This window comes from uncultured Porphyromonas sp., from assembly GCF_938023125.1.
Taxonomy (GTDB): Bacteria; Bacteroidota; Bacteroidia; order Bacteroidales; family Porphyromonadaceae; genus Porphyromonas.
In genome coordinates this window covers 370,570-392,424 of record NZ_CALHDW010000018.1, presented here as the reverse complement: position 1 = coordinate 392,424, position 21,855 = coordinate 370,570, and the positions used below count along the sequence as shown (strand labels likewise).

Below are 21,855 nucleotides of genomic sequence, written 5' to 3'. Positions count from 1 at the left end.
TCTTTTAGTTTAAACTCCCAACCCATTATTGGCTGGCTCTTTCGGCAACAAAGATATGTATATAATGGCATTTAGATGAACACACCTCCCCTCCTCCCCGCTTGAAAGGGAAATGCCAGACGGCTCTCTTCGAGCATCTTAAGGCTGATTTCTTTTCACTTTTAGGCGAAGAACGAAAACAAAACAGCCCTAAACCTGGGAAGATTTAGGGCTGCACCGGATCGATTATTAGGGAGAGACTTACTCCAAATCAGCCTCGGCCGTATGCGAAGACAGATCCTTAACCGTGAGAGTAAAGGAGAGGGAGGACTTTTCGGCAATACGCTCCGAGGTCAGTTTATCGGGAAAAAGGTTACTCCCATATCCCAGAATTGTATTCAGATGGACAGCATATTCATTATTGCGCACCACTCCATAACGCCCGAAAGAGTTCCACAAAGGCGCCTCTGTTTGCCCAAAATGACGAATCGGAAGGAAGTAATAATTATAGGAGTGGTGATAGAATTGTATCCCATTAATGGTGAAAGCGGCACTGCAAGCCGTGAGCAACCCCTTCTTCTCGGGGTCTTTCAATCCCTGCTTCAAGGCCGGCAAGAATCCCGAAGGCATCCCATCCACCGGCTTATTATAAGCATCTACGTTTTTCAGTACCTCTTGCACAAGAGCCGCAAATGCGCTCTCTTTCATCGCGCCGCCCTTATAACGGACCCAACCCTCGTCTGCAGTTAGAGCATCTTTCAACGTCTTTGGCACCACCTTTGCCCTTACAACAATATGGGGAACAAGGGACACAAGATACTGATTAGGCGGACAAGTCGTCTCCTTTACATATAGCCTCTTGTCGGACAGATCCGCACTATTGCGCTCCTTACCGGCCGTAGCATAAAACAATGCCGGATTGGGAGCTACACGATATTTACCAATAAACTCAGCCGTCAGAGAGCCGGGAGCCTGATCCTTTATCGCCTCATAACCGGGGCTATAGGCGTAGTCTTTGGCATAGGGTCGCTCCTCACCCTCTAGCTTTGTCCGGCGTATCAAGTCAAACTCCTGAGAGAAATAGATGGTGCGAAAGGCGATCTTCTCATCCAGCAATAGCACTTCGCCATTTGCCACATGGGGCGCACCGTAAACGAAAACTCGAGCAAGCATCGGCTCCACCTCTAACTGACAAGCCGTTTTCCCGCCAAGCCCCTCTATTGTTTCACTGAACTGGTCCTCTGAAACATGGCAGAGATCTGAGCTCACGGGAGACATGACAACGCTATGAACTTTACTCCCATCCACATCTGCCAGATAGGAAATATCCCCCTTGATAGCCTCCCGAAAATCCTTAAGTTGCGTATATCCCTGTAACCTCTTTTCCAATGCCTCCGTAGCATTAACAAAGGAGAGTATATAACATTCTTTACGCACAAGTTTGATCGGCGTAGGAGTAGCCATATTTCCCTCCACCCTCTTAATTCCAATCATTTTGCTCTCGGGACTATTCCCATCGAAGATATAAAGGGTAAGACGACGAACCTGATGAATAGGATCTTCGCCCCCCTCTCGCAACACCCCTTGAGGGCAATCTAGAGAGAAAGAGATATACGCAGAGTCTGTACTTAGGGTCGTAGTGCCGCCATTGTTGGGAGACGAAGTATGGCAGGCAGACAGCACCCCTCCCGCCAAAAGAGCTCCAAATAAAACTTTTGCTGTGAATTTCATAAATCCTATGTATTATATATTCACACGCAAAGTTAGCATCTATTTACAAATAAAAGACCTACACGAAACAACCTAGCAGGGACGAGACCTATACAAAAAGCTCATTTACAAGCACTAACACCTCCCACATTATTCTGAGGCTTAGCCAACCATCCGAGAGACCTCCCCCAGGGAACCAGATGAACCCTGCTTTATTCTATGGCTCAATCCAAAAAGAGAAGGGAGCCGCCTCACCCTCTCTCGTTGGAAATAGTCTATAAAAAAGGAGGGCTTACTCTCTCTCCGAAAGTAAATACCCTCCTATGGCGCCGGGGCAAAACCCCACTCAATCTATGTCACAAATATATCGAATCCTCAATATCGGAAGAGGGGAAGAAAGGCATCAAATAGAGCCTCCAGCTCTCCCCACTCCGGTGCAATACTTCCAGAGCCCCCCAATAGGACTTCGGATAGTTGTTCCCTGACAAAGATTGAGGACTATACTTAATGCTGTTCCTTTATCTTTTCGATTTGACGCTTAAGAGCATCTACAGCCAAATCCACAGCCTCCTCAAAACTAGAGGCCTGCTTCTCTGCAAAAAGATCGGGACCGGGCACTTCCAAACGAATCGAAGCTTCCTTATTCTTATCTTCGCCTCCCTTGGCAACCTTTAGCACAACCTCAGCTTTAACTACACCTCCGTAGAGACGATCCAAACGATCGAGCTTCTTTTGTACAAACTCTTCTAGTGCCGTAGTAGCGGTAAAATGTACTGATTGAATCCTAACTTCCATAATAGACTTCTTCTTTGATGCTCGTGGATGAGCGTTATACATCTGTTGCAACTCTGCTAGCGAAGTGTGTGTATATAGTACCGTTGTAGCTACGCTTTTATGCCCTAAAAGCTCCTTTACCGCCATCAGCTGCGCTCCATTGTTGAGCATAGCCGTAGCAAATGTATGCCTTAATACGTGAGGACCTCGACGTGCCAAACCTGGAATAGATTGTAACCGCTCGTGTACAATCTGATACACCACCTCTCCGCTAAGAGGTTGGTTACCCAAAGAAACAAAAAAAATCTGAGATAAACCCACCTTTTGGTGCTTGAGTGCAAGATATTCTGCGATGCGAGCAGCGAGATGCTCTCCGAATGGGATCACTCGCTCCTTCCGCCCCTTCCCAAAAACACGTAGTAGCCTCGAAGACAAATCAACGCCCCCCTCCAAAAGCCCTACCAATTCACTTCTACGCATGCCCGTCTCGTAGAACATCTCTAGGATCAATTGATTACGTAGGGCAACAAAATCCCCTTTATCTATTTCTTGCGCATAAAGCAGGTTGCTAACCTCTTGCTCCGAGAGCACTGCAGGCAACGGACTCTCGCCTCGCGGACCACGCACAAGACGAGCAGGGCTCTGCTCCAACGTACCGATCTTTACGAGATAACGATAGTAACTCTTGAGGGAACTCAGTTTACGATGCACAGAGCTTCTCTTCCGCCCCTGCTCTATTAGAGAGGACAAGAAACCTCGGATCAAGTCTCTATCCCCATCACTAGGCACAAACTCCTCGCCTAGCACGCCCTCCACATACTGCACATACTGCTGCAAATCCAACTCGTATGCCGCAACGGTGTGCTCCGACTGATTGCGTTCGTAGCGGAGATAACTCAGAAAACGTTCGATGCTAGGATGAGGCATAAACTCCTAAAAAAAAGAAACGTTGCTCCCCACACAAAAGAGGGAAGCAACGCTAAGTCACATACTAAAAAGTGAGGCGAGGCAATTAAGGGCCCGCTCAACATCGGGCACTTTACACACCCAAGGGAGCTCACGCCCCAAAGGCTCTTCCACCAAGAATCCCGTTCAAGAAAGGATCGGAAGTATTCCTCCCCTCTCCTCCTCCCAAGCTCCCGAAAGACAAGAGCCGGAGTCCTTTGGAGCCTATGTTTATTGCTCTTCTGCCTGACGAAGTGCCTGCACGTAGATGGCTTTTTCCATCTTTTTGCGCTTCACTTCAGAGGGCTTGATGAAAGCCTGACGTCTTCTTAGCTCACGAACTGAACCAGTCTTGTCAAACTTTTTCTTGTAACGCTTCAACGCGCGCTCGATGTTATCACCCTCTTTGATTGGAACTATAATCATAGTCTACAATATTACTTTTATACTTCTATCTTATGTTGTTATTCTGCTAGCTTAGGTGTACGAGAAAAACGGCCTTTCGGACATTCCTCTTCATACACGCAACTGCAAAGGTAGATATAATTCTACAACCGACAAACATTTGCACCCTATTTTATTAACACGAGGAGCTTCTTTTCCCTTTTTCTCCAGGCTTTTACTGGAAGATGTAACGCAGGAGAAGAAGCACGGTAACGACCGCAAGTGTTGGAGAAATCTGGCGCCACTGACCACTCAACAGCTTCACAAGGGTGTAGCAAATCATCCCCAGCGCCATCCCTTCTGCGATGTTGTAGGTAAGCACCATCGTTATCATCGTAATGAAGGCAGGTAGCGCCTCCGACACGTCTGTAAGGTCGATCTTGGGGATTGCATCCAACATAAACACCCCTACCATAACCAAAGCTCCCGTAGTGGCGGCACTAGGCACCAACAAAAAGAGAGGAGCAAAAAATAGAGCCAAGAGGAACAGAACCGCCGTAGTAAAGGAGGTAAGACCCGTGCGACCGCCCTCAGCGATCCCCGAGGCACTCTCCACAAAAGTGGTAACCGTAGAGGTCCCCAATACAGCGCCCACACTTGTGGCAAGAGCATCGGCCATCATAGCCTCTTTGATGTGGCGTACATTCCCCTTCTCGTCCATCATCTCCGTTTTGGCAGCAGCCCCAATGAGGGTCCCTACCGTATTGAATATATCCATAAAGACAAGGGCAAAGATGGTCAGCGCCATATCCATATTGAGGAGCGACTTGAAGTCAAACTTTAAGAAGGTTGGGTCCAACGATTTGGGCATCGAGACGGGGATAAACCCATCGGGCAACTGAGTAACCCCCATAGGGATGCCTATGAGGGTGCAGATCAAGATACCATAAAAGAGAGCCCCACGCACCTTGAGAGCAATAAGCACACCGCTTATCACAATCCCGATACAAGCCAAAATAGCCGTAGGAGTAAACTGCCCAAGAGTGACAAATGTAGCTTCATTGGAAACAATAATACCTGCATTTTTCAGACCGATAAAGGCAATAAACATCCCAATCCCCGAAGAAATGGCATAGCGAAGATTGAGCGGGATACACTTTACAATCTGCTCGCGGATATTAAATGCAGTGAGAAGAATAAAGATAATCCCCTCTACAAATACGGCAGCAAGGGCTGTTTCCCAACTATACCCCATCCCTTTTACGAGCGTAAAGGCAAAGAATGCATTGATACCCATACTCGGAGCCTGGGCAAAAGGCAGCTTAGCAAGGAAAGCGATCAGGATAGTACCAATGGCAGAAGCAAGTGCCGTAGCTGTAAATACAGCCCCTTGGTCCATCCCTGCCTGGCTTAAAATGTCGGGGTTTACCGCCAAAATGTAACTCATCGTAAGGAACGTAGTAAAACCAGCCATTAGCTCGGTACGACGATTGTGCCGAGAGGGGTCGAAACCCAATAACTTGTAGAAATTCATCAATCCGTAGGTTTACAAAGTCTATTTACGGCTGCAAAAGTACAAAGTTCTGCCCAGCACAGAAGCTTTTTTCACCCAATTTCTCCTCCAAAACCAGGCAAAGAGGGCACACATTTCACCCTAAATAAAAAACGAGAAGAGCAGAAATTTTGCCCTCCTCGCATAGGATTAAAATTTAGAGTATTACTCTAGAGTAAGGTACGGCTAGTGCTAGAAAGAAAAAGAAGCAGCAATACCTAATGAGGTTACATGCTGTGGATTGACAGTAAAACCGGAGAAGGAGGAATTGCGAAACAGGTGGCTATAGTCAATATACCCCTTCACTCCAAAAGCGAATCCCGAAGGGAAAAGATAATCGTATTTGATGGCTTCCTGTAACCCAACGCCCCATTTACTATTCGTAAAGGGAGTGGCCGATCCCACACCAAAGGAAAAATTTGTAAGAACTGCTCCTACATTCTGAACCCAAGAGACACGCACCTTCTTCCCCCTATTGTGCAAATAAAGCTTTGTGGTCAATCCTCCATAAAAACCCGAGAGAGCCGAGAGGCTTGAGGGGTCATTTTCTGCTCTACGGGCATATTCCGAGAGGGCAACATACAAGCCCAACCAGTCTCCTCCCTCTTTTGCAAAGTGAAGAAAAAGCGAATACTGCACTCGAAATCCATCCAGTTGAGTATGCAATGCCGCAGTATGCCCAAGGCGATAATCCGAATATAAAATTCCCCGTTCATAGGAGACATCCACTACAGAGGTAAGCCATTTTGAGAGACCGCCACGCTGGTATTTTTCCTTCGCCCCTGCTGCGTCTTGAGCAAAAAGGCTAGTAGTATTCAGCAAAAACGCCCATGCAAACGCAATACAAAAAGTTCTACTTTTCATCTTCATTTCTCACTAAAGCCTAGGCCGTTATAGGCCAAACAACAAAACTAATTTCTAATAACAATCAAGCGAACGCCCTCGAATGGGTAGCTTCTCCGGATGAATATCTCCCTGGTCTGAGCGCGACGAGCTAAAGTTAGAATTAAAAATTGAACTGGCAAAAATTACAAATCCACGAAGTAGGGAAATAGGGGAAACACGGCACAATGGGATGATGTATTTCTCCTAGGCTAAGCCCCCAGCAACTCTCCCGAAATACACCCGAATAGGCAAGGCTAATCCTATAGAAGGGCAAGGAAAATTTTCTTCAAATCCATCTCCTTTTCTACGCTTAGCTTCCTACGAACACAACGTCTACTTTCGCCCTCAAAGCGGATAGGTCAAAGTCAAAAAGAAAGGAATCTAGATATTTTTCTTACCAAACGCTTGCACATGTCAAATTTTATCGTACATTTGCACCGTGGTTTATTCATAATAGTATTGGATTTAGGTTTAACAAGACGAAAGAACCCCGCTGGGAAGCAGGGTTCTTTTTTATGTAAAGTTGGAAGTAGAATGCCCTAAATCTCCTAAGAGACAAAGCAATAGACCTGTAAAGGGATTCTCAAAAGTCCCTCCGAAAGCAAGGTCGATTCCTCCCCTATCTCTCTATAATAAAAGGGAATACACCCTCATCAGCGCGTAAAAAATAGCTCCCAACAGGGAGGTGAGATAGGGGCAACTTTAGGCTCCCCGATGCTCCCGTCAACTCTTTTTGTACACACTCTCCCGATGCATTATAGAGGTATAGCCAAGTATTTGGAGATAGATTTTCTACCAAAAGAAACTCTCCGGCGGGATTCGGGTAGAGAAAAACAGATTGTTGTGGTGTAGGCTCTAGAGCCATAGGCGAGCCCTCAAAATCTTCCGTCACCTCCCGTCCTTCGGCATCTACACCGGTTACGACACGCACTTCCCATCCGGCAGTACGCACCCTGTCAACGAGGCCTTTAGGACAGACATTAGACTCTGGCACCTCTGCCCGAGTAGTAAAAGGAGTAAAAACTCTCGGAGACTGCTCAGGGCTACTCTTAACCAAACGCTCAACAAGTTGCTCCATGCGCTCCAAAGACAATCTATTGCCATAGCAAGAGAGCTTTTGCATATTCGCTCTATCACTCAAGAGGATAGCGGATAGCTGGTTGCGGTCGCATTGCAATTCTTTGAGCCAAAGGGACGTCAGATCAAGCTCCGTTAGTGCATTGCGTCCACAGCGCAAAACCTCCAGGTTTTCGCAACGATTAACACTAAGATGGGTCAATTGGTTGTTGCTACAGTCGACCCTATTGATATAGGTAAAGTCGCTCAAATCAAGAGAAGAAATGCCTAGTCCAAAGCAATAAAGCGAGCGCAATCGCCCATGCGGCAGCCTACTCTCGTCAAAATCGCAAAGCGGATTATCTCCAATGGAGAGGTGTAGTAACGAGCGAAGGGGACGAAGATCGCCCATGGACTTCAGCTTATTCCCATGAATATAGAGCATCTCCAAGGCGGGGAATTTACGGCAATCAAACTCCTCTAACCCCAGGCGATCGCATGCAAGCTGGAGCAAGGGTAGGGAGCTATAAGCGTAGATATCGAAGTCTTGATCAAAAGGATTACCCCCAATCCCTAGGGCTGCAATTTTAGGGTTTGCCGAGAGATCCAATCTCTTCAGCCTCAGATCGGAGACCGAGAGTGAGGTAAGATCGGGTAGCCCTGAGAGGTCCAATTCGGCAATGGGATTGGCGTCGCAGAAGAGATACGCAAGACTCGTGTTCTTAGAAAGGTCGAGGGAGGTAAGGTCATTGCCCGCACAGTTGAGCGTAAGAAGATGGGGCGCCCCCTTTAGATCGAGAGCCGCCACCTTAGGGGTATTCTCGCCCTTCGCTCTATACGGAATGAAGAACTCTCGAAGAGAGCCCACCAGAGAAAAGGAGGTAACCCCCGAGGGCAAGTCTAGCGAAACGGATTGTTTACGATTCACCTTCTTGCCTAGTGTGAGCCTACCCGAGGTGGGCGACTCAAGAGAGACTTGGTCTCCCTCGGAGATGGAAAAGTAGACTTTTTGTGGCCCCTCTAGGGGTTGAGGGGCTAGCGTTACAACGATTCGATCCGTAGTTCGCAAGGCCGCGGACTGTCCCCAGAGGGAGAATAAAAAGACAAAGGGTAGTACGCAAAGCAAGGCAAAGCGCACTACCCCAGCGTAGCATTTGTTCATTGTTTGTTTGTGGGTTAAGGCCTCATTAGCTCTCTAGCATAGGAGATGAAGGTTGAACAAAGTCTACAAAACAGAGAGAGGCAAGAGCCGTTCCATACCGTTTGGTAATGGTGATACCCTCTGTAAGAAAAGTAAGTTCGCCGAGATAATACTGGCTGTAGGTTTTCTGATGCAGGTCGTTAATCACGCGGATCAGACGAGACTCGAGTTCCTCGATGCGGTAGCGTCCGTTCACTTCGCACACAAGACCGCCCACTTTCTCATCAAAGTTTTCGTCTTTGTACATCCAAGCATAGACAATTCCTGCCGATACAAACTCATCTTGATAGCCATGCGAAACGGACATGATCGTCTTCATTTCTGAGCCAAAGGGGGGCATATCCACTTCGTCCATGGTAGCAAGGCGAGCCGTTGCAGGTAGCACGGACGAATACGTCATGATATTATAGTCGGAGATACCGGCATCGTAAAGGGCCATGTGGTAGCTACCGGCATGGAGTTCGAGATCACTCTCTCCGCTCCCCTTGGTCACAAAAAAGGTGTTGGGGATGATATTTCCAAAGATATTGCTCATTCTTCTTTCTCTTCTTCTCTGGGTTACTTACAATCTTTCTGGGTTACTTACAATCTTTCTGGGTACAAATGTACAACTTTTTCTAGGCTATTAGAGTTGATTACGTACTGCCGTGACAAGACTATCGGCACGTGCCAGGGCTTCGGGGCTTTGAGCATCTATGTCATACTCCTCGGGTCGGGGCACTCTCAGGGTTGTACCAATGGGCACATTGTCGGGGTTGGAGATTTTATCTTTGTTGGCAAGGTAGATATAAATCCAAAACTTTTTATTTCCGTAATGCTCTCGGGCATAATCGGCAAGACGATCCCCCTTTTTAATCGTGATATAGACCTCCTCAACCACTTCGGGGGCAGGGGCTACAACGACAGAATCCTGAGGTGCAACAGCTTCTCGATGAGGGGCGGGAACCGTTTTTTCGCGAGCGGGTTTTCTCAAGGGGCGGGAGAGAAGTTGGGTCCCGGCAAAGTAGCCTCCCACAAGGAGTGAACACAATACGGGGAGAGCGATCCAAAGCCACACTTTACGTTGCGAGTGGGAACGAGTAGGAATAGGGGGTATGGGATCCTCGGATGCGCAGCACGCCCCCTCTTCTTCCTTAGACGAAGGCTCCATAAACTCCTCTTCCGGGAGAGAGGGCAGCTCGGGGGGAAAGGTAGGCAGCGGGGGCAAGGCCTCCTCCTCTTCTTGCTGAGGCAAAAGGTCTTCTATAGGGAGTAGCGGCGCCTCTCTCCCCTCCTCTTCTCCGGTCGACTCATCCTCTAAAAGACTAGGATGTAGCGTCTCCTCCACAGGTTCTTCGACCGGAAAGACTTGACGCACAGAGTAGACCGGAATCTTTGTGAGCTCCTCTTCCTCTTCAATCGCACGCTGGGGCAGATCGTCTAAAGCCTTGTCTTGAGGCAAGGCAATGGGCGAAAAAGCTTCAAAAGGCTTATTGATGCTCTGGAGAAGTCGCTCAGAGGGCGTAAATGTAAACGCCAACTCCTCTTGAGCCACCCCTTCAAACAGCCCAATTCCTTCCCAAAGGAAAGCATTGCCACTGTGCAAATGGTGCAACATCTGCTCGGTGAGGGCTTGATAAAAAGCATGTACGCTCTTGGGGGATAGAGGGGAAGACTCTTGCAAGATCGCCTCAAGATCATCGGGAGCCGCACTTGTTGCCAAGCCTGTCTCAAGGTGCAATCGAGGGGGAACCAGCAGGCGCACCCCCGAGGGCAAGAGAGCCACATACTCTAGGTCTTTACGCACACTCCATGCCACCACCCCCGCCACAGAAACGGGAATGGCGGATGCAAGCCGATCCGAAACTATGCGCCCCAATAGGCTCCACAGCTCTTCACAACTCTCGTATTGCAACTCCGATCGCTCGGCAAGTTGGCTAATCCATTGTAGGGTCTCTATCATAACTATCGGGACAATGGGGCTTGCGCCAATAAATCAAAGCCATCTACTCCTACGATAGGTAGGGAGTAATAATGCCCAACACGGAGAGAATGAGCCTGCTCTATGGGGATAAGCACCTCGGGATCCACCTCGGGAGAATCGTACTGAGTACGCCCCACGACAAACTCCTCCTCCCTGCGATCAATAAGCACCTCCTGAGTAGTCCCTACCAAGCTACGGCTATATGCCTCGGCAATCGGCTCCTGCAGTGCCATAAGTTGCTCCAGACGATCCATTTTCACCTCCTCGGGTATCTCGTCTTGGTAGTGCTTATAAGAATAGGTACCAGCCTCGTGACTATAGGCAAAGGCGCCCATGCGCTCAAATTGCCTACGCTCTATAAATTCGCACAGAGCTCGGAAGTCTTGCTCCGTCTCCCCGGGATGCCCCACAATCAGCGTGGTACGCAGGGCAATGCCCGGCACCTCTTGGCGGATCTCATCGAGGAGGTACTCTGTCTCGAGCTGGGTGATATTGCGGCGCATCTTTTGAAGCATGTTGTCCGTTGCGTGCTGCAAGGCAATATCCAAATACTTACAAATATTATCTCGCTCCCTCATGATGGGGAGAATTTCTCGTGGGAATTGGGTTGGATAGGCATAGTGCAAACGAAGGCGACGTACCCCGGGGAGGTCCGAGAGTTGCTCCAAAAGGGGAGCCAACAGCACCTTGCCGCCAAGATCCCGCCCGTAGGATGTAAGATCTTGTGCAATCAATTGAAATTCGCTACAGCCCTCGTCTACAAGCGTTTTTACTTCATCTACAAGAGACTCTATGGTACGCGATTTTTGCCGCCCCGTGATAAGAGGAATGGCACAATAGGAGCACCCCCTATCGCACCCCTCTGAGATCTTCACATAGGAGTAGTGTTTGGGGGTCGTAAGGAGTCGTGCCGTATCCGTCTCGGGAGCAAAAGAAGGGCCCAGGTCGGCCACTAGATTTTTCCAATCGAACTTGCCGTAGAGAGCATCAATCTCGGGAATTTCGGCTTTCAGATCGCCACGGAATCGCTCACTCAAGCAACCCATTACAATCAATTTGCCAATGCGCCCCTCTTCTTTGGCACGCACAAAAGAGAGTATCGTATTGATAGACTCCTCTTGGGCCGCTCCGATAAAACCGCAGGTATTGATCACGACAATCTCACCCGTTATGCGCTTGGGATCATGGCGCACCGAGTAGCCTGCCGCTGCAAAGCGCCGCATCAAGAGCTCCGAATCCACCAGATTTTTGGAGCAACCGAGCGTGACTACGTTTACTTCGTTTCTTCTCATTCGCCAAAGAGCGAAGCTACAAACTCATGTTTACGGAAGACCTGGAGGTCTTCGATTTTTTCCCCTAAGCCAATATACTTTACAGGGATATTGAACTGATCGGAAATCCCAATCACTACCCCGCCCTTAGCCGTGCCATCGAGTTTGGTTACGGCAAGAGCATTCACCTCGGTAGCAGCAGTAAACTGGCGTGCTTGCTCAAAAGCATTCTGCCCCGTGGAGCCATCGAGTACCAACAACACCTCCTGGGGGGCATCGGGTACTACCTTCTGCATCACACGTTTTATCTTGGTAAGCTCATTCATCAGCCCCACTTTGTTGTGAAGACGACCGGCTGTATCAATCAACACGACGTCGGCATCTTGTGCTACGGCGCTAGCCACCGTATCATAGGCCACGCTAGCGGGGTCTGCCCCCATTTTCTGTTTGATCATGGGTACATCCACACGCTCTGCCCACACGCTCAATTGGTCAATAGCAGCCGCACGGAAGGTATCGGCAGCGCCAATTACCACCTTATGACCGGCGGCTTTGAACTGGTACGCGAGCTTGCCGATCGTCGTAGTTTTGCCTACGCCATTGACCCCTACCACCATTATTACATAGGGTTTACTCTCTGTCGGTAGCACAAAACTATCCCCATCGATCGTACCGCTCTCGGTGAGCAAAGCCTCTATCTCGCTACGCAAGATGCCGTTAAGTTCGGCAGTAGACACATACTTATCACGAGCCACTCGCTCCTCTATACGCTTGATGATCTTGAGTGTGGTATCCACCCCTACATCGCTGGAGATGAGCACATCTTCGAGGTTGTCGAGCACTTCGTCATCAACCTTGCTCTTACCGGCAAGTGCACGAGATATCTTACCAAGTACCGAGTCTTTGGTCTTCTCAAGCCCTGTATCGAGTGTCTCTTTTTTCTTCTTAGAAAAGATTCCGAATAATCCCATATCTATCTAAATTTGTCTCTACTAAAACTGTCCTCCGGCGTCAATCCATTCGCTCTTTGTAGTCCTGATAGTCGAAGCGACGTAGGAGCACCTCCTCGCCATTAGCCTTTTGTAACACGAGGTCGGGATGCGCTACTCCATTAAACATATGGGTCTTAACCGTAGTATAATGGATCATATCCTCAAAGATAAGCGCATCGCCCACCTCCAAAGGCTTATCGAAACTCCAGTCTCCCAAGAAGTCACCACTTAGGCAACTATTGCCCCCGAGTCGATAGGTAGGTAGCCCCTCCACGGGGTCGTGGTGCGCACCTCGTATCACGGGTTTGTAGGGCATCTCCAAGCAATCCGGCATATGGCAAGTAAACGAAACATCGAGAATTGCCGTTTTAATGCCGTCGTGCTCTACAATATCTATTACATGACTCTCTAAATAACCGGTCTGCCAAGCAAATGCCGACCCCGGCTCCAAAATAAGTTGTAGGTGCGGATGACGCTGACGGAAGGCCTTGAGCACCGCAATCAAATGAGGTACGTTGTACTCTTTGTGGGTCATAAGGTGCCCGCCGCCTAGGTTAAGCCAACGCGCTTCTGAGAGGGGGGAGGCAAAACGTTGCTCTATGATGGAGAGCAGTTTCTCTAGCTGGAAGCTATTCCCCTCGCACAAAACATGTACATGCAACCCCTCTATCCCCTCGGGGAGATGCAAGCCCAACTCCTCGGGCGAGAGCCCAAAACGCGAGCCGGGTAGAGCCGGATTATAAAGGTCTGTCTCCACAGGAGAGTAACCGGGGTTGATACGTAAGCCGTAAGAGACCTCCGAAGAGGGGGTACAGAACGCTCGGTACTGACTGAGGGAATTGAAGGTTATATGGCTACAACAACGAGTCCATTCCGCCCAATCTTGCGCCCGATAGGCAGGCGAGAAAGCATGCGCCTTGCGCCCTAAGCCCTCATACCCTAGACGAGCTTCCCAGGGAGAACTGGCGGTACTACCAAAGCCGTATTCCCGAAAGATGGGAAAGAGCCTCCACAAGGCGAAGGCCTTAAAAGCGATAATAATTTCTACTCCGGCCTCATCCGCTACCTTGCGAATAAGGCTCAAATTGCGCCGAAGGAGCGGCTCCTCAACTACATAACGCGGATATACTTCCATGCTACAAAGATAGCGACTAATCTGCGACTAACGCCCCACACACCACCGGATATGCCGGCAGCTCCTCTCAGTATCCACACCATTCCCCCTCGTCGGGATGGAAAAGACAGCGTGCATCCGCCTCTTGCAATGGGTACACCTATTATATATAGGCTCCTCTTTCTTATCTGTAAGAGAGAGGTTTTAATCGGGGGGCGCAGCGTCAGAAGGGGAGAGGAAACACAAAAGCGGCTCCTACCCGTACAGGTAAGAACCGCTTCTTTCTTCCTCCTTAATGGGAAGGGATTTATTTTGAGGTGAGAGCCACTGTATCGAGAGCGATCATAAGCTCTTCGTCGGTAGGTATTACCACTACCTTTACCTTGCTTTCGGGGGTAGAGAGCAGCACCTCTTCTCCACGAGTTTTTGCATTGAGTTCGTTGTCAATCTTGACACCCATATACTCCATATCACGGCAAACATACTCGCGAGTTGTGGTTTGGTTCTCACCGACACCTCCCGTGAAGATAAGGACATCCAAACCTCCCATAGCGGCGGTAAAGGCGCCTACGTACTTCTTGATGCGGTAGTCGTACATCTCCAAAGCGAGTTTGGCACGCTCGTTACCTTGAGCGATAGCATCCTCAATCTCACGCATGTCGCTAGAGACACCACTCACGCCAAGTACACCACTCTTCTTATTGATAACTTCGGAGAGCTGAGCCATAGACAAACCCTCTTTCTCCCCAATAAAGACGAGTGCACCGGGGTCTACATCCCCTACACGAGTACCCATCATAAGGCCTTCTGTGGGGGTAAGCCCCATGGATGTATCGATGCACTTACCATCTTTGATAGCGCACATAGAGGCACCATTACCAATATGGGCGGTAATAATACGAGCCTTGTTGTAGTCAATCCCCAAGAATTCGCAAGCACGCTTACTTACGAAGCGATGGCTTGTACCGTGGAAGCCATAGCGGCGCACGCCATACTTTTCGTAGTACTCATAAGGAAGAGCATACATGAATGCACGTTGCGGCATCGTCTGAGGGAAGGCGGTATCGAATACACCTACCTGGGGCACCCCGGGGATTAGCTCCGTAACGGCAGCCACCCCCTTGAGTGTAGAGGGGTTGTGAAGGGGAGCAAGATCGATACACTTCTTCACATTTTCTACTACCTCGTCGGTAATTACCACGCTTTCGCTGAACTTATCGCCTCCGTGTACCAAACGGTGACCTACGGCATCGATTTCGCTAAGGCTCTTGATGCAGCCATATTCGCTGCCGGTAATTGTCTTGAGGATAAAGTCGATAGCCACCGTATGCTCGGGCATATCCTTCTCAAGAGTTACCTTCTCACCCGAAGGCAATTTGAACTTTAGGAAAGAGTCGGCCAAGCCCAATTTTTCCACACCCCCCTGGGCAAGCACCTTACCCTCGGGCATCTGAAACAATTTATATTTTACGGATGAGCTACCGCAATTAAGCACCAATACATTCATTTTGTAGAGTGTAGTTTAAGAGTTGATTTTATTGTTTAGCCGCAATAGCTTGGTTGGCGGTGATAGCCACCATCTTGTAGATGTCATCTACTGAGCAACCGCGGCTAAGGTCGTTTACAGGAGCAGCCATACCTTGGAGGATAGGACCAACAGCGATGGCACCACCCAAGCGTTCTACCAATTTGTAAGCAATGTTACCCACTTCGAGAGAGGGGAAGATGAGTACATTAGCCTTCCCTGCCACGGGGCTATCGGGAGCCTTGAGGGTAGCAACTGCCTCTACAAGGGCAGCATCAGCCTGCAATTCTCCATCGATGGTAAGGTCGGGAGCCAATTCCTTGGCCACGCGCAATCCTTCTACCACCTTATCTACGAGTTCGCCCTTAGCACTTCCCTTCGTGGAGTAGCTAAGCATAGCCACGCGGGGTTCCATACCGCCAATAGCACGAGCCGTAGTAGCTGAAGCAACGGCAATTTGTCCGAGTTCGTTGGCATTAGGATTGGGAGTAACGGCACAGTCGGCTACTACAAGAAGACCTTCTCTTCCGTATTGCTTTGCTTGCGTAAAGAGGAGGAAGGCCCCACTCACACAGCTGAGTCCCGGCATCGTTTTGATAAGCTGGAGAGCGGGTCTTAGGACGTTACCTGTTGTATTTTGCGCCCCGGCGAGCTCACCATCTGCATCGCCGGCCTTAATCATAAGACAAGCCAAGTAGAGGGGATTTACCACGAGTTTATCAGCCTCTTCTTTCGTCATTCCCTTAGACTTTCTGAGCTCCATAAGGAGGTCGCGATAAGCCTCTTTCTTGGCGTGACAATTAGGGTCGATTAGCTCTGCTTCCCCAATATGGGTAAGCCCTAACTCCGCAGCCTTAGCCTTGATAGCGGCAGGATCGCCAATGAGAACGAGGTTTGCAACACCATCTGCCAAAAGACGATCGGCAGCTTGTAGGGTACGAGGTTCTGTCCCCTCGGGTAGCACAATACGTTGCTTGTTAGCAGCAGCACGCGCTACGATTTCTTTCATCAAATCCATTGTGCAATATTCATTAGATCTAGCTCTGCCACCTCCTCTCTCCTGAGCCCAAAGGGGAAGAAAAAGGAGAAGGCACAACGTAGTTGTTTAACTTCGTGCGTTAAGCTCCACAAAGTTAGCTATTATTGCCCAAACGAGCATAGCCTCCGCTACTAGAGACGACAAGTAAGCGAAGAAATTCCCTACGAGAGGGACCTCAAAAAAGCCTGGGTAAAAATAAAAAGAATCTAGGGCGGGAAATTTTTATTTCTCGGGCAGAAAACAAAAAAGTTTTGGGCAGAATTCCCCCAAGAAACTAGCAGAAAAAGGAGGAAATTTCAGGCAGAGGATTTTGAGCGATAGGCATATAGCCTAGAAAAAGCCGGAGGAGCATCTTATTCATATCACTTATATTATTCATTTTTACTACATTTGCAGAGAGGTTATCTCCCCTTAGTCCCAGAGACACAAAGGCAACAAAGGAGGGGAGAATGACCCACTAGACATATCAAAAACGCATCATGGCAACAAAGAAAGAAATACGACAAGCGCTCATCTGTCGTCTCATTCGCAACAACGATGTCCCCAACCAAAAGACGCTACGCGAGCTACTTTTGATCAATGGGATCAGTGCCACTCAGGCCACCATTTCGCGTGACATGTACGAGCTCAATATCTCCAAAGACCGCTACTCTAGTGAAGATATTAGCTGCTACCGAATGCCCAGCGACCAAGCTCGGGCCACGCAAGATGTATTCCGTGTAATGGGCACCAAGGGCTTCCGCTCTATCCACTACTCGGGCTCTTTTATTGTGCTCAAGACACGCTCGGGCTATGCCCACAGCATCTGTGTAGACATAGACTCCATTTCCAACAATGCCATTGTGGGCACAATTGCAGGCAATGATACGATACTTGTAATACCGGCAGACGGGGTCTCTCGCGAAGAAGTGGTGAGCGTACTCGCTCAAATCATCCCCGAGCTAGCCCGTGCCAATTAAAAACCATCCCCATTTTTTAACCATTTCTCTTATGATTCGCAAGAAACTCCTCCTCTTAGCCCTTTTGGCCCTGGGTTGTGGCTCCTTATGGGGGCAACTCCCTGCCACGGTAAAACCCGTGCGTAATATTATTGTAATGATCCCCGATGGCACCTCCCTACCTGCGCTATCTCTGGCACGTTGGTACCAACGCTATCAGCACCCCGATAAGATCCATCTACACCTCGACTCGATCCTATGTGGGACGGTACTCACCTACTGCTCAGATGCCCCCATCGGCGACTCTGCCCCCACCACGAGTTGCTACATGACCGGTATCCCCTCACAGAGTGGATTCATTGCCACCTATCCTGTAAGCACTGATCACGACCTACAACCCCTAGATCCTAAGCTGGCCTATCAACCCATGACTACCCTACTAGAGGCCGGCAAGTGGAAGCTGGGGAAGCGTACCGGGCTTGTTGTTACATGCGAGTTTACCCATGCCACTCCGGCGGACTGCTCCGCACACTCCTACAATCGCAAGAAATACGATTGGATTGCTCCGCAGATCGTAAACCTCCCCGTGGATGTAGTGATAGGGGGAGGAAACAAAATCATAACCCCGGCCCTACAGCAATCATTCAAAGATCAGGGGATCCCCTATTTTGCCAACGACCTCGAATCCATGCGCGCCTTCCAAGGCAAGCAAATGTGGGCACTCTTTGGGGAGTACGATATGCCCTACGACCTCGATAGAGACCCTAGCAAAGTTCCCTCACTAGCTGAGAGCTGCCAGAAAGCAATTTCTCTACTCAACGATCCCGAGGGCGAAGGATTCTTCCTCATGGTAGAGGGGAGTAAAGTAGACTGGGCAGCCCATGCCAACGACCCCGTAGGGATCGCCTCAGAAATGCTTGCCTTTGACAAAGCCGTAGGGGTAGCCCTAGACTTTGCTCGCCGTGACGGCAATACAGCCATCATTATCATGCCCGACCACGGCAATAGCGGTTTGAGTATTGGGTTGCAACGCCTTCGTCAAGGAGATAAGCAAGGGCCGGAGGTACTCTTTGGTCAGCTCACAGCCATTAAGCGCACCGCTGCCGGGCTCGCCAAAATGCTCAACGAAGCTCCCAACGACCAAGCTCGCGAGCTCTTCCATAAGTATGCTGCCATCGATCTCTCCGAAGAGGAGCTCGATGCTCTCTACCAATGCGAAGAATATAAGAACAGCCCCATACCTCTAGAGCAACGCAAGGGAAGCTCGGCACAAACCGGCCTCTACAATGGATCTCTCAGTGCCGTGGTTATCCTCATCTATCAGCAGCACATGCCCTTCGGGTTTACTACCCATAGCCACACGGGCGAAGAGGTATTCATGGCCGCCTACCACCCCCAAGGCACTCGTCCTATGGGTATGATATTGAACACAGAAGTCAATGAATATCTATGCCGACTTTGGGGGCTAGAGGGTCAACTCCCCCTCATCACTCAAGAGGCATATGTACCTCACAAACAACTCTTCGAAGGGCAGAACTGCCGCATCGTAGGGGCAGAAGGTCAGATCCCTGACTACCTAGAGGTAAGCCTCGCCAAGTCGAAAAAGCTCCGCATCTATCCCTTTAGCCCCAAAATGGCGATCGGTACAGATAAGGACTTCAAGCGCGGCAAAGAGAAGCTTCTGAAAGCACCCAACAATGCCGTATGGGTGGATAAGACGCAGACATTCTACCTCAACAAGACTGTACTAGACCTTATCCGATAGACATGCGGTAGGCTCCTGAGACAATGTTAATAAAGAAAAAGCGGCTATCTTTGCGGTAGTTTTTAAGAGCTACCAACATTATGAACACAACAAAGCAACGAGCATGGCAACATGCCCTTGAGGACTTTACGCCTCAGCTGTTCAAGAGCCTCCGCGGATACACCACGGAGCGTTTGACCAAGGATATTATGGCAGGGATTATTGTAGGTATCGTTGCCCTACCCCTTGCCATTGCCTTTGGTATTGCCAGTGGCGTAAGCCCCGAGGTGGGTCTCACAACCGCCATTATAGGAGGATTTATTGTCTCGTTTTTGGGCGGGAGTTCCGTACAGATAGGGGGCCCGACAGGAGCTTTTATCGTTATCGTTTATGGCATTATCCAGCAACATGGCATCGAAGGACTTGCCATTGCCACCTTCATAGCCGGGCTTATCCTCATCCTTGTGGGGGTATTGCGGCTGGGGAGTGTGATTCGCTTTATCCCCTATCCTATTATAATAGGCTTTACGAGCGGTATTGCCGTTACCATCTTCACGACCCAGATAAAAGACCTATTCGGACTAACAACAGGGGCCCTACCCGGAGACTTTATCGGCAAGTGGAGTGTCTATGTCGAGCACTTTAGCACCCTCAACTGGGCTGCCACTCTCATAGGCATTGCCACGGTAATTCTGGTCTTCCACTTCCCAAAAATCTCTAAAAAGATACCCGGATCCCTCGTTGCCATCATCCTAATGACACTCGTGGTATACTTCCTACAAAAGTACACCTCAGTATCGGGCTTAGAGACCATTGGCGATCGCTTCACTTTTTCTTCGAAACTTCCCGAAATTCACCTCCTCAACCTTGACATGGCCACCATCCATGAACTACTCCCCAGCGCCTTTACCATTGCCATGCTGGGGGCGATAGAGTCCCTACTGAGCGCCTCTGTGGCCGATGGAGCTATTGGGGAGAAACACAACTCCAATGTAGAGCTCGTGGCGCAAGGGGTAGCCAACGTGGTGGTACCCTTTGTGGGAGGAATCCCCGTAACAGGGGCTATTGCTCGTACCATGACCAATATCAAAAATGGCGGTCGCTCCCCCATTGCAGGACTGGTACACGCCGTGGTTCTTCTCCTTATCATGCTCTTCTTAGGCCCCCTTACCGCCTATATCCCCATGGCTTGCCTTGCCGGCATATTGGTGGTTGTCGCCTATAATATGAGCGAATGGAACTCTTTCCTCGCCATATTACGAGGTCCTAAGGGTGATATTATTGTGCTCGTGGTGACCTTTGTGCTTACCGTAATGCTCGACCTCACCATTGCCATCGAGATAGGAATGATACTAAGTGTGCTTCTCTTCATGCGCCGCACCTATCTTGCCAGCGACGTAGTTCGCCAAGACCGGGTGGCTCCGTTGGACAACGAGGCAGCTCAAACCACCACCGAAGAGTCCCTAGAAGTACCCCAAGGAGTAGAGATTTTTGAGATCCAGGGGCCCTTCTTCTTCGGCATTGCCAACCGCTTCGAAGAGGTTACCAAATTTGTGGGTCGGAAGCCTAAGGTGCGCATCCTACGAATGCGAAGAGTGCCCTTTATCGATGCAACCGGGGCCCACAACCTCTCCATGATGGCCGAGAAGTGCCGTGCGGCTGGGATCGTGCTTGTGCTCTCGGGGGTGAGGGACGAAGTGCGCGAGACACTCGAAAAGTCGGGCATTGCCGAACAGGTAGGCGAGGGAAACATCTGTAGAGACATCCATTTGGCGCTGCAACATACCCAGACTCTGCTCCAAGAGGATCCCATCGCAGAATAAACTCCCTCAACAAGAAAACGTTGAAGGGAAACAATATCCACGAAGAATACTCGTTAGATAAGAGAGAAAAAAAGAAATTTGATGTGATGAACGATGCCATAAACAGCGAGAAAGAGATGAAGTTTTCCGTACTTCTCTCTACTTACTACAAGGAGCAACCCCAATTTTTCACGGCAGCACTAGATAGTATTTTCTCTCAAACTCTCCCCGCTCCAGAGGTAGTGCTTGTATGCGATGGACCTCTCACGCCGGAGCTAGACGCCCTTGTCGAAGGCTACCAAGCACAGCATCCTGAGGTGTTTAAGGTGGTGCGGCTCAAAAAGAACGGAGGATTGGGGAACGCCCTAAACGAAGGGATAAAAAATTGCTCCTACGACATCATCGTGCGTATGGATACGGACGACATCTCCTTTCCCACACGCTTCGAACGTCAGATCAACTTTCTCCGCGAACATCCCGAAGTGGATCTTCTCAGCAGTAGCATCGATGAGTTTGTAGACTCGCCCAGCGAAGTTGTCTCTCGCCGCACCCTACCCGAGCACCACGAGGAGATTGTGCGCTTTGCACGTTATCGATGCCCCGTCAATCATCCGGCCGTAGCCTTCCGCAAAGCCGCCATCCTAAAAGCCGGAGGATACATGCACTTCCCCCTATTCGAAGACTACTACCTCTGGGCTCGAGTTATCCTACAAGGAGGGCGACTTCACTCCCTACCCGAGTCGCTTCTCTACTTCCGCATGAATCACGCCACCCTCGGACGTCGGAGAGGATGGTACTATATCCGGCGAGACATCTGCTTACAAAAAACCTTCTACAAGATCGGCTTCATCAACAAATGGGAGTATGTGCGTAACCTTCTGCTGCGCATTCCTCCTCGCCTTGTACCAGGTCCCTGGCTCTATTACATCTACAAAAGATTCCTACGAAAACGCATCAACGACTAAGGAGATAGGCACTACC

17 protein-coding genes are annotated in these 21,855 nt (G+C 49.5%); 4 read left to right on the top strand and 13 right to left on the bottom strand.

Translation table 11 applies throughout. The features are described from left to right. Positions 1-240: 240 nt before the first annotated feature. The 13 genes from Q0090_RS07790 to pta form a co-directional block, all read right to left on the bottom strand. A complete protein-coding gene (locus tag Q0090_RS07790) occupies positions 241-1,710 on the bottom strand; it encodes a fimbria major subunit (RefSeq protein ID WP_297949401.1) in 1,470 nt (489 codons plus the stop codon). Between the two features lie 483 nt (positions 1,711-2,193). Further along, positions 2,194-3,390: a ribosome-associated translation inhibitor RaiA gene (gene raiA / locus Q0090_RS07785; protein ID WP_297949399.1), complete on the bottom strand. Its 1,197-nt coding sequence runs from the start codon at positions 3,388-3,390 to the stop codon at positions 2,194-2,196. Positions 3,391-3,639: 249 nt separating this feature from the next. Next, positions 3,640-3,834 carry a 30S ribosomal protein S21 gene (gene rpsU, locus Q0090_RS07780; RefSeq protein WP_004333564.1) on the bottom strand — a complete coding sequence of 65 codons (195 nt, stop codon included), beginning with the start codon at positions 3,832-3,834 and terminating at the stop codon, positions 3,640-3,642. Between the two features lie 193 nt (positions 3,835-4,027). Continuing rightward, on the bottom strand, positions 4,028-5,326 hold the full coding sequence (locus Q0090_RS07775; RefSeq protein ID WP_297949397.1) for an NCS2 family permease: 1,299 nt from the start codon (positions 5,324-5,326) through the stop codon (positions 4,028-4,030). A 210-nt stretch (positions 5,327-5,536) separates the two neighbouring features. Next, positions 5,537-6,208 carry a hypothetical protein gene (locus Q0090_RS07770; protein WP_297949395.1) on the bottom strand — a complete coding sequence of 224 codons (672 nt, stop codon included), beginning with the start codon at positions 6,206-6,208 and terminating at the stop codon, positions 5,537-5,539. 640 nt (positions 6,209-6,848) lie between these two features. After that, complete coding sequence (locus Q0090_RS07765; protein ID WP_297949393.1) at positions 6,849-8,447, bottom strand: T9SS type A sorting domain-containing protein; 1,599 nt, start codon at positions 8,445-8,447, stop codon at positions 6,849-6,851. A 25-nt stretch (positions 8,448-8,472) separates the two neighbouring features. Next, positions 8,473-9,021: a pyruvoyl-dependent arginine decarboxylase gene (locus Q0090_RS07760; RefSeq protein WP_004333776.1), complete on the bottom strand. Its 549-nt coding sequence runs from the start codon at positions 9,019-9,021 to the stop codon at positions 8,473-8,475. Between the two features lie 90 nt (positions 9,022-9,111). Further along, on the bottom strand, positions 9,112-10,428 hold the full coding sequence (locus Q0090_RS07755) for a hypothetical protein (protein ID WP_297949391.1): 1,317 nt from the start codon (positions 10,426-10,428) through the stop codon (positions 9,112-9,114). Positions 10,429-10,430: 2 nt separating this feature from the next. After that, complete coding sequence (rimO, locus tag Q0090_RS07750) at positions 10,431-11,741, bottom strand: 30S ribosomal protein S12 methylthiotransferase RimO (RefSeq protein ID WP_297949389.1); 1,311 nt, start codon at positions 11,739-11,741, stop codon at positions 10,431-10,433. Further along, positions 11,738-12,691, bottom strand: a complete 954-nt coding sequence (gene ftsY / locus Q0090_RS07745; protein ID WP_004333620.1) for a signal recognition particle-docking protein FtsY — start codon at positions 12,689-12,691, stop codon at positions 11,738-11,740. Before ftsY ends, rimO begins: the two co-directional genes overlap by 4 nt. A gap of 40 nt (positions 12,692-12,731) precedes the next feature. After that, positions 12,732-13,847 carry a carboxynorspermidine decarboxylase gene (gene nspC, locus Q0090_RS07740; protein WP_297949386.1) on the bottom strand — a complete coding sequence of 372 codons (1,116 nt, stop codon included), beginning with the start codon at positions 13,845-13,847 and terminating at the stop codon, positions 12,732-12,734. Positions 13,848-14,133: 286 nt separating this feature from the next. Further along, complete coding sequence (locus tag Q0090_RS07735) at positions 14,134-15,333, bottom strand: acetate kinase (protein ID WP_297949384.1); 1,200 nt, start codon at positions 15,331-15,333, stop codon at positions 14,134-14,136. Between the two features lie 28 nt (positions 15,334-15,361). After that, entirely contained in the window at positions 15,362-16,369 is a 1,008-nt protein-coding gene (pta, locus tag Q0090_RS07730) for a phosphate acetyltransferase (protein ID WP_297949382.1), read from the bottom strand. A 500-nt stretch (positions 16,370-16,869) separates the two neighbouring features. Between pta and Q0090_RS07725 the strand changes: the two genes are divergently transcribed. The 4 genes from Q0090_RS07725 to Q0090_RS07710 all read left to right on the top strand — a co-directional run bounded on the left by Q0090_RS07725 (position 16,870) and on the right by Q0090_RS07710 (position 21,839). After that, positions 16,870-17,349 carry an ArgR family transcriptional regulator gene (locus Q0090_RS07725; RefSeq protein WP_297949380.1) on the top strand — a complete coding sequence of 160 codons (480 nt, stop codon included), beginning with the start codon at positions 16,870-16,872 and terminating at the stop codon, positions 17,347-17,349. 31 nt (positions 17,350-17,380) lie between these two features. After that, entirely contained in the window at positions 17,381-19,093 is a 1,713-nt protein-coding gene (locus tag Q0090_RS07720) for an alkaline phosphatase (protein WP_297949378.1), read from the top strand. Between the two features lie 80 nt (positions 19,094-19,173). Next, complete coding sequence (gene sulP, locus Q0090_RS07715; RefSeq protein WP_297949376.1) at positions 19,174-20,895, top strand: sulfate permease; 1,722 nt, start codon at positions 19,174-19,176, stop codon at positions 20,893-20,895. A gap of 116 nt (positions 20,896-21,011) precedes the next feature. Next, on the top strand, positions 21,012-21,839 hold the full coding sequence (locus tag Q0090_RS07710; RefSeq protein ID WP_297949421.1) for a glycosyltransferase: 828 nt from the start codon (positions 21,012-21,014) through the stop codon (positions 21,837-21,839). Positions 21,840-21,855 lie beyond the last annotated feature (16 nt).